Origin of the sequence: Mesorhizobium sp. M7A.F.Ca.CA.004.12.1.1, from assembly GCF_003997835.1 — a bacterium.
Lineage (GTDB): Bacteria > Pseudomonadota > Alphaproteobacteria > Rhizobiales > Rhizobiaceae > Mesorhizobium.
Genome location: NZ_RZRK01000269.1, coordinates 1 through 7,308, shown reverse-complemented (window position 1 = coordinate 7,308; position 7,308 = coordinate 1). Strand labels below are relative to the sequence as shown.

General features: G+C 64.2%; 7 protein-coding genes. 5 read left to right on the top strand and 2 right to left on the bottom strand.

What is annotated here, in order from left to right:
- From EN984_RS15915 to EN984_RS15900, 4 genes are all read left to right on the top strand, one after another.
- Positions 1-1,740: amylo-alpha-1,6-glucosidase (locus EN984_RS15915; RefSeq protein WP_127383824.1), on the top strand; the 1,740-nt coding region annotated here is incomplete at its 5' end.
- 142 nt (positions 1,741-1,882) lie between these two features.
- On the top strand, positions 1,883-3,664 hold the full coding sequence (locus tag EN984_RS15910; protein WP_127269144.1) for a trehalose-6-phosphate synthase: 1,782 nt from the start codon (positions 1,883-1,885) through the stop codon (positions 3,662-3,664).
- Positions 3,661-4,443 carry a trehalose-phosphatase gene (gene otsB / locus EN984_RS15905; RefSeq protein WP_127269145.1) on the top strand — a complete coding sequence of 261 codons (783 nt, stop codon included), beginning with the start codon at positions 3,661-3,663 and terminating at the stop codon, positions 4,441-4,443. The genes EN984_RS15910 and otsB overlap by 4 nt, the downstream gene beginning before the upstream one ends.
- A 60-nt stretch (positions 4,444-4,503) precedes the next feature.
- The gene (locus EN984_RS15900) at positions 4,504-4,752 is read left to right on the top strand and encodes a hypothetical protein (RefSeq protein WP_127269146.1); all 249 of its coding nucleotides are present in this window, start codon (positions 4,504-4,506) and stop codon (positions 4,750-4,752) included.
- A 30-nt stretch (positions 4,753-4,782) separates the two neighbouring features.
- Here the strand turns inward: EN984_RS15900 and EN984_RS15895 are convergent, their stop codons facing one another.
- Together EN984_RS15895 and EN984_RS15890 are read right to left on the bottom strand one after the other, a co-directional pair.
- Positions 4,783-5,505 (bottom strand): SDR family oxidoreductase, encoded by a 723-nt coding sequence (locus tag EN984_RS15895; RefSeq protein WP_127272373.1) that lies wholly within the window; start codon positions 5,503-5,505, stop codon positions 4,783-4,785.
- Positions 5,502-6,347, bottom strand: a complete 846-nt coding sequence (locus EN984_RS15890; protein ID WP_127272372.1) for an SDR family NAD(P)-dependent oxidoreductase — start codon at positions 6,345-6,347, stop codon at positions 5,502-5,504. Before EN984_RS15890 ends, EN984_RS15895 begins: the two co-directional genes overlap by 4 nt.
- Before the next feature lie 103 nt (positions 6,348-6,450).
- On the opposite strand from EN984_RS15890, the gene EN984_RS15885 reads away from it, so the two are divergent.
- Positions 6,451-7,308: helix-turn-helix transcriptional regulator (locus EN984_RS15885; RefSeq protein ID WP_164765490.1), on the top strand; the 858-nt coding region annotated here is incomplete at its 3' end.

Sequence of the window (7,308 nt, the reverse complement as noted above, 5' to 3'; positions counted from 1 at the left end):
TCCCTGCACTATTCCGCCGATTTCCGCGACATGTTCGAAGTGCGTGGCTCGACACGGCTGAAGCGCGGGCTGGCCCATGCCGCCGAAACAGACGCGACGTCGGTCCTGCTGCGCTATGACGGGCTCGATGGCCTGGCCCGCCTCTCTGCGATATCGTTCTCGCAGGCGCCGGACCAACTGACAGCCAACCGTGCCGATTTCCTGATCGCCGTGACCAAGCGCAGCAGGAAGGTGCTCTATGTCGAGGTCGGTCCCGAGGTGGCCGACAAGCCCGACCGCGACCGGTTCCGCGCCGCTGCCGCACGCGCCCGCTTTGGCATGCGGGCCAAACGTCGCCATGGCGCGACGGTGCGCAGCTCGGGCCGTGTCTTCAACGATTGGGTCGAGCGCGCCCGCGCCGATGTCGCGCTGCTGACCACCGAACTGGCGACCGGCCCCTATCCCTATGCCGGCATCCCCTGGTTCTCGACGGCGTTCGGTCGTGACGGCGTCATCTCGGCGCTGCAGATGCTGTGGCTCAATCCCGGGCTGGCGCGGGGCGTGTTGGCCTTTCTGGCCCAGCATCAGGCGACCGAGACATCGCCGTTCAGCGATTCGCAGCCGGGCAAGATCATGCACGAGACCCGCAAAGGCGAAATGGTGGCGCTGCGGGAGCTTCCCTTCGGCCGCTACTACGGTGGCGTCGATACGACACCGCTCTACATCTATCTTGCTTGCGCCTACGCCGATCGTACCGGTGACATGGCATTCATCGACGGCCTGTGGCCTTCGCTGTGCGCGGCGGCCGAATGGACGGAGGAGGCGGGCCGGGAGACCGGATTCGTGACTTACCAGCGAGCGGCCGAGTCCGGCCTCGCAAACCAGGGATGGAAGGACAGTTTCGATTCGGTCTTCCATGCCGATGGCCGCATTCCCAAGGGCCCGATAGCCCTGGTCGAAGTGCAGGGCTATGTCTTTGCCGCCTTCCGCGGGCTGGCCAAGCTTGCCCGCCGCCGTGGCGAGGACGACAAAGCCGATCACTGGGAGGACCGCGCCGAGGCGATGCGGGTGGCGGTGGAACGCGATTTCTGGCTTGACGATCTCGGCTTCTATGCCCTTGCGATCGACGGTGCCGGCGAGCCCTGCAAGGTGCGGACCTCGAATGCCGGGCATCTGCTCTTTGTCGGATTGCCTGAGCCGGCGCGGGCCCAGATGGTCGCCGACCAGCTGCTTTCCGCCTCCTTCCATTCCGGCTGGGGGCTGAGGACGCTTGCCGACGATGCGGTGTTCTTTAACCCGATGTCGTACCACAATGGCTCGATCTGGCCGCACGACACCGCCATATGCGGTGCCGGCCTGGCGCATTATGGCGAGCGTGAAAGCGTGGTTCGCCTGATGAGCGGCACATTCGAATCCGCGGTCCATTTCAACATGCGGCTGCCCGAACTGTTCTGCGGGTTTACACGCGCGCCGGGCGAAGCACCCATCGCCTATCCCGTCGCTTGCCTGCCGCAAGCGTGGTCGGCGGGATCCGCCTTCATGCTGATGCAGGCCTGCCTTGGCCTGGAGATCGACGGCTGGGATGGCGAAATCCGCGTCACCCGCCCGAGACTGCCGATCGGCATCGACACGCTGACACTGCGGCACCTGGGCGTCGGCGACCGGGTCGTCGATCTCACCTTCCAGCGCGTCGGTGACCGGGTCGTCGCTTTCCTTGCCGACCGCCATGAAGGGCTGGTGCCGCTCATCGTAAGGACATGATCCGAACAAAATTGGCGGAACCGATCCGAGCTTTGTGCGTTGCAAAAATACAGGTCCGAACGCTGACCACGTGGTCGGCGGACCGTTTCAAATGGAAAACACGAACAAACGGTCGCCGACGGCCGGGGTGAGTTGACATTCAATGACAAACTACGGTGCGGACCTGCTCTGGGTTCTGATCTTCGCGAGCCTCGGTTTTTCCGCTCTTGCCGTTTTCCTCTCCATATCGCGGCACCGTCGCCGTCATCCACCCGCGGTCGCACATACGGCAGGCGAAGATGTGGCCGCGGAAGCCGCGCGCAAGGTGATACGGGAGTTCGAAAAGAATGGCCAATCGGCCGATGCCGCGCTGGTGACCTGGTCGCCCGAAACATTGCGCAAGATCCTGGCCGACGATCTGCCCGATGCGCAGGTCATCGTGGTGTCCAATCGCGAACCGTACATCCACAATGTGAAGGGCGACGGCGTCGAGTTGCTCGTCCCGGCCAGCGGACTGGTGTCGGCGCTCGAGCCCATTACCCGCGCCTGTGCCGGCACCTGGATCGCCTATGGCGGCGGAACGGCGGACCGCCTCACCGTCGACGACCACGATCGTGTGCAGGTGCCGCCTGGCAACCCGTCCTACACGTTGCGCCGGGTCTGGCTGACGGAGGAAGAGCATCAGGGCTATTATCTCGGTTTCGCCAATGAGGGCCTTTGGCCACTTTGCCATATCGCCTTCACCCGGCCGATTTTTCGCGCCTCCGACTGGGCTGCCTATGAAGCCGTCAACCGGAAGTTTGCCGATACGGTGGTTGCCGAGGCCCGCAACGAGCGGCCGATCGTGCTGGTCCAGGACTACCATTTCGCGCTGCTGCCGCGCATGATCCGCGAGCGCCTGCCGGAGGCGATCGTCATCACTTTCTGGCACATCCCGTGGCCGAATTCGGAAGTGTACAGCATCTGTCCTTGGCGCGAACGCATCCTCGAGGGGCTGCTCGGCAGTTCGATCATCGGCTTCCACACCCAGTTCCACGCCAACAATTTCACCGAAAGCGTCGATCGCTTCCTGGAAAGCCGCATCGAGCGGGCCGATGCGGCCATCTCCTACGGCGGACGGACCACATTGGTGCACGCCTATCCCATCTCGATAGAATGGCCGGCGGACCTGCTGGCGAAACTTCCCGATGTCGACGATTGCCGCGCTCGCATGCGCGAGAGGTTCGGTCTCAAAGCGGATGTGAAGCTGGCCGTCGGGGTCGAGCGCCTCGATTACACCAAGGGCATTCTTGATCGGTTTCACGCTTTGAACGAATTGTTCAAGCGACAGCCTGAATGGATCGGAAAACTTGTCTTCCTGCAGGTCGCGGCACCCAGCCGCGGCACGCTGCCGGCCTACAAATTGCTCCATGACGAGTGCCACCGTTATGCCGAAGAGCTCAACCGGCGTTATGGCAGCGAGGGCTACAGGCCGGTGATCATGGTGGCCGAACATCACTCGCAGGAACAGGTTTACGAGATCTATCGGGCCGCCGACATATGCATGGTCACCAGCCTGCATGACGGCATGAACCTCGTCGCAAAGGAATTCGTCGCCGCGCGCGACGACGAGCAGGGTGTTTTGATGCTCAGCACATTCGCCGGCGCCTCGCGCGAATTGCTGGAGGCGCTGATCGTCAACCCTTACGATGCCGCCATGATGAGCGGAGCGCTGTTGCAGGCATTGACCATGGCGCCCGAAGAACAGCGCGAGCGCATGCGACCCATGCGCGAGACGATCCGCAACAACAACGTCTATCGCTGGGCCGGCAGCATGCTTCTGGATGCGGCGCGTTTGCGTAAGCGCGGAGACCTCGATCGGGTAACCGGTGCCGCCGGCGACCCGCCGCCCAGCGTCGACAATGTCGTCTCCATCTTTGAGCGCAGACGGATGGCGATGTCATGAGCGATACGCTGCAGAAGATGATCGGCGAGACCCTGCAAAAGCCGCAGGCCGTCATGGAGAAACCGCAGCCTGTGCTGGCCGGCGAATGGGCATTGTTCCTCGACATCGACGGCACGTTGCTGGAACATGCCGAGCACCCGGACGCAGTCTCGGTCAGCGACGAGCTTCGCTCCTTGCTGCAAGGCCTGGACCGCAAGCTGAACGGGGCATTGGCGTTCATCACGGGCCGGTCCGTTGCGGCCGTCGACCATCTGTTTCAGCCTTTGAAACTGCGAGCCGCCGGGCTCTATGGCCTGGAACATCGGCTCCTGCCGGACGACGACGTCGAAATCGCGGACGAGCCGGCGGATATCGCAGCCCTTGCCGACGAGATCGAGGCCGAGCTCGGTCGTGGGGCGTATATCGAGCGCAAGGGACGGGTGCTGGCCATCCACACGCGCGCCGCCCCGCATCTGCTTCCGCGCGCGACGCAGCTTGTCGAGCAGGCGCTGGCCGGTTTGCCAAAGGGCTACCGGGTGGTTGCCGGCAACGCCGGCGTGGAATTGCTGCCGCTGGAGGCGGCCAAGGGTGCCGCGATTCGGCGTTTCATGGAGATTGCGCCATTCGCAGGTCGCCGCCCGGTCTTCCTGGGCGACGACACGTCGGACGAAAACGGCTTCGAAACGATCAATGATGCCGGCGGCATATCGATACGGGTCAAACCACCGGCGCAAACCACCGCGCAGTACGGGCTGGCCGGCGTTGCCGAGACGCTGGCCTGGCTGAGAGGTCAACTCTAGGTGCAGCCGACGCAACCGTGATCGCGCCTCCTGGAAAGGACAAGGAAAGGAACGGTTTCGATGGGACGCTTTGCACAATTGGTTCGAGAGATCACCCCGAACTGGCTTCACGCTCGCTCCTCCCGCCATGAGATCGCCGACGTTTCACCGTCCGACGCGGACTACAGCTGGCAAGAGGCGATCGACAACAAGATGTATGGGGCGGATACATCTGACTATTCCCATGTGCCGGAAAAGCCTGTTTCGGCAAAACCGGCAGGCGACAGGCCCGCGGACGAGAACGACCGCGTTCCAAAGAAGGCCAATTAAGGTCCCGTCGGAGCCCGATAGTCGCTGTTCCTATGCCGCAAATCTCAGGCCGCCATCGCAGGTCAGCACCTGGCCGGTCATGAAGCCGCTGGAGACGAGGAAGGCGATTGCGTCGGCCACGTCTTCGGCCCGACCGACGCGGCCGACCGGGGTCTTGCCGGCATAGTCGGCAAAGATCGTTTGCCTCTGCTCTTCGGCCAGAAAATCCCACCAGGGCGTGTCGATGACGCCCGGCGCCACGACATTGACGCGCAGCGGCTTCAGTTCCAGGGCCAGGATCGGCACCACAGTCAACAGCATGCCGTTGATGGCGGCGATACCGGCGACACCGGGCGTCGCGAGCTGCGCCGACACCGCCGAGATGAAGGTGACCGATCCGGCCTTGTTGAGTGTCGGCAAGGCGGCCTGCAGGCAGGACAGCTGCGGGCGGACCTTTTCCTCCACGCCGCTGCCGATGTCGCTCAGGTCAAGCGCCGGGAAGGGGCCGAGGCCCTTGCCGCCGCTGGCCGCCAGCACCAGATGGTCGAAAGGACCGAGGCTCTCGAAGAACTGGCGGACCGCATCCGGCTTCGCGGCGTCGAAAGCAGCCTTCCCGGCAGCGCTGCCAAGGCTTTTCCAAGCGCTCTTCAGTTTGTCCTCGTTGCGCCCGGTGATGGTCACCTTCATGCCCGGGCCAAGCAGTTTTCGCGCCGTCGCCAGGCCGATGCCGGACGAGCCGCCGATGATGACGGTGTGTTCGATTGTCTTGGTCATGAATGGTCTTCCTTCGATGTGGGGGAGGCCGTGCCGATGAGATCAAGGCTCAAGGCTCGCAGACGTTGCCTTGCCTTGGCGTCATAGGCCTGGGTATCGGCGCGGGATTCCCGCAGGCCGTCGAAATAGAGGCCGCTTTTCCCGTCGAGCGCGGGTGAGGCGGCGAGGTTGAGGATGGCCTCGGCGCCGGTCTCGACCGAGCTCCACGGCGTCACGCCTGCTTGCCGGACCATGGTGGTGTTCATATAGCTCGCCGGATGCAGCGCGTTGACGGTGACGCCGGTGCCTTTCAGCTGCTCCGCAAGGTCGACGGTGAACAGGATCTGCGCCAGCTTGCTCTGGCAATAGGCACGCACGCCGTCATAGGAGCGGGTCAGCATGACATCGCTGAAATCGATCGCCTGCTGCCCCGCAGAGGCGACATTGACGATGCGGGCCGGCGCACTCGCCTTCAGCAACGACAGAAGCTCCGATGTCAGCAGGAAACCGGCGAGGTAGTTGACCGCGAAGCGCAGTTCGTAGCCGTCGGCGCTGACCTGACGTTTGGCGCCTTGGCCTGCCGTGCCGATGCCGGCATTGTTGATGAGGATATCGAGCCGATCCGTGCGGGCGCGCACGGCTTCGGCAAGCCGGCGCACTTCGGCCAGAGAAGAGAGGTCGGCGACCAGAAGCTCCGCCCTGCCGCCGGTCGCTTCGATCCCGGTGACAACAGCCTTGCCGCGCGTCGCATCGCGGCCATGCACCAGCACACGGGCGCCCGCGGCGCCGAGCCGTTGCGCGACGACCCGGCCGACGCCATCGGTAGAGCCGGTGATGAGGATCGTCTTGTCTTTGAGTTCCATGTTCAGAGCCTCCGTTCTGTTGCTCTGAACCGAAGATGGGACAGTTGGCGCGGGCCAAACAGTTCAAACTTTATCCTGGTATCAATACTGCTATAATACCCGCATGGAGTCCCAACCCCACGCTGCCCCCACACATTCGGCTGAAGACAGCCGCCGGCGCGAACTCGGCGCCTTCCTGCGCTCGCGCCGCGAAAGGCTGACGCCCTCGGCCACCGGCATCGCCACCGGTCTCAGGCGGCGTACGCCGGGCTTGCGCCGCGAGGAGGTGGCGATGATCGCCGGTGTCGTCACCACCTGGTACACATGGCTGGAGCAGGGGCGGGAGGTCAGGCCCTCGGTCGAGGTGCTGACGGCACTTGCCGAAGCACTGCGCCTCGACGCCGCCGAAAAACAGCATCTGTTCATCCTCGCCGACCGCCAGCAGCCGGAGCGCCGTGCCGTGGCGCCGGAAAAAGTCGACGGCCCCTTGCTGCACATGCTGCAGAGCCTGGTGCTGCAGCCGGCCTATGTTGTCGGGCGGCGCTGGGATGTGCTGGCCTGGAACCCGGCTGCCGTCGCGGTGTTCGGCGACTATGGCTTGCTGGAGGGGGACGCCCGCAACATCGTCCACATGGTGTTCACCAGCCCGCACCACCGGCGCCTCCTGGTCGACTGGGAGCAACTGGCGCGCACCGTGCTGGCCTCCTTCCGGGCCGCGAGTGCGCGTTATGTCGGCGATCCGGATTTCGAGCGGCTGATCGAGTTGATGACGCGTTCGAGCCCCGAATTTCGCGCTTGGTGGCCGCAGCGCGACGTCGCGCACCGGTTGTCGGGGGTGAAGCATGTCCGGCACCCGAGCGCGGGCGCCATGATCTTCGAGCATATGAGCCTGTCGATCGGCGATGGCTCCGACATGAAGCTGATCGTCTATACGCCGCTTGCCGAGCAGAACTCGGTCGCCAAGCTGCAGACATTGCTGGAC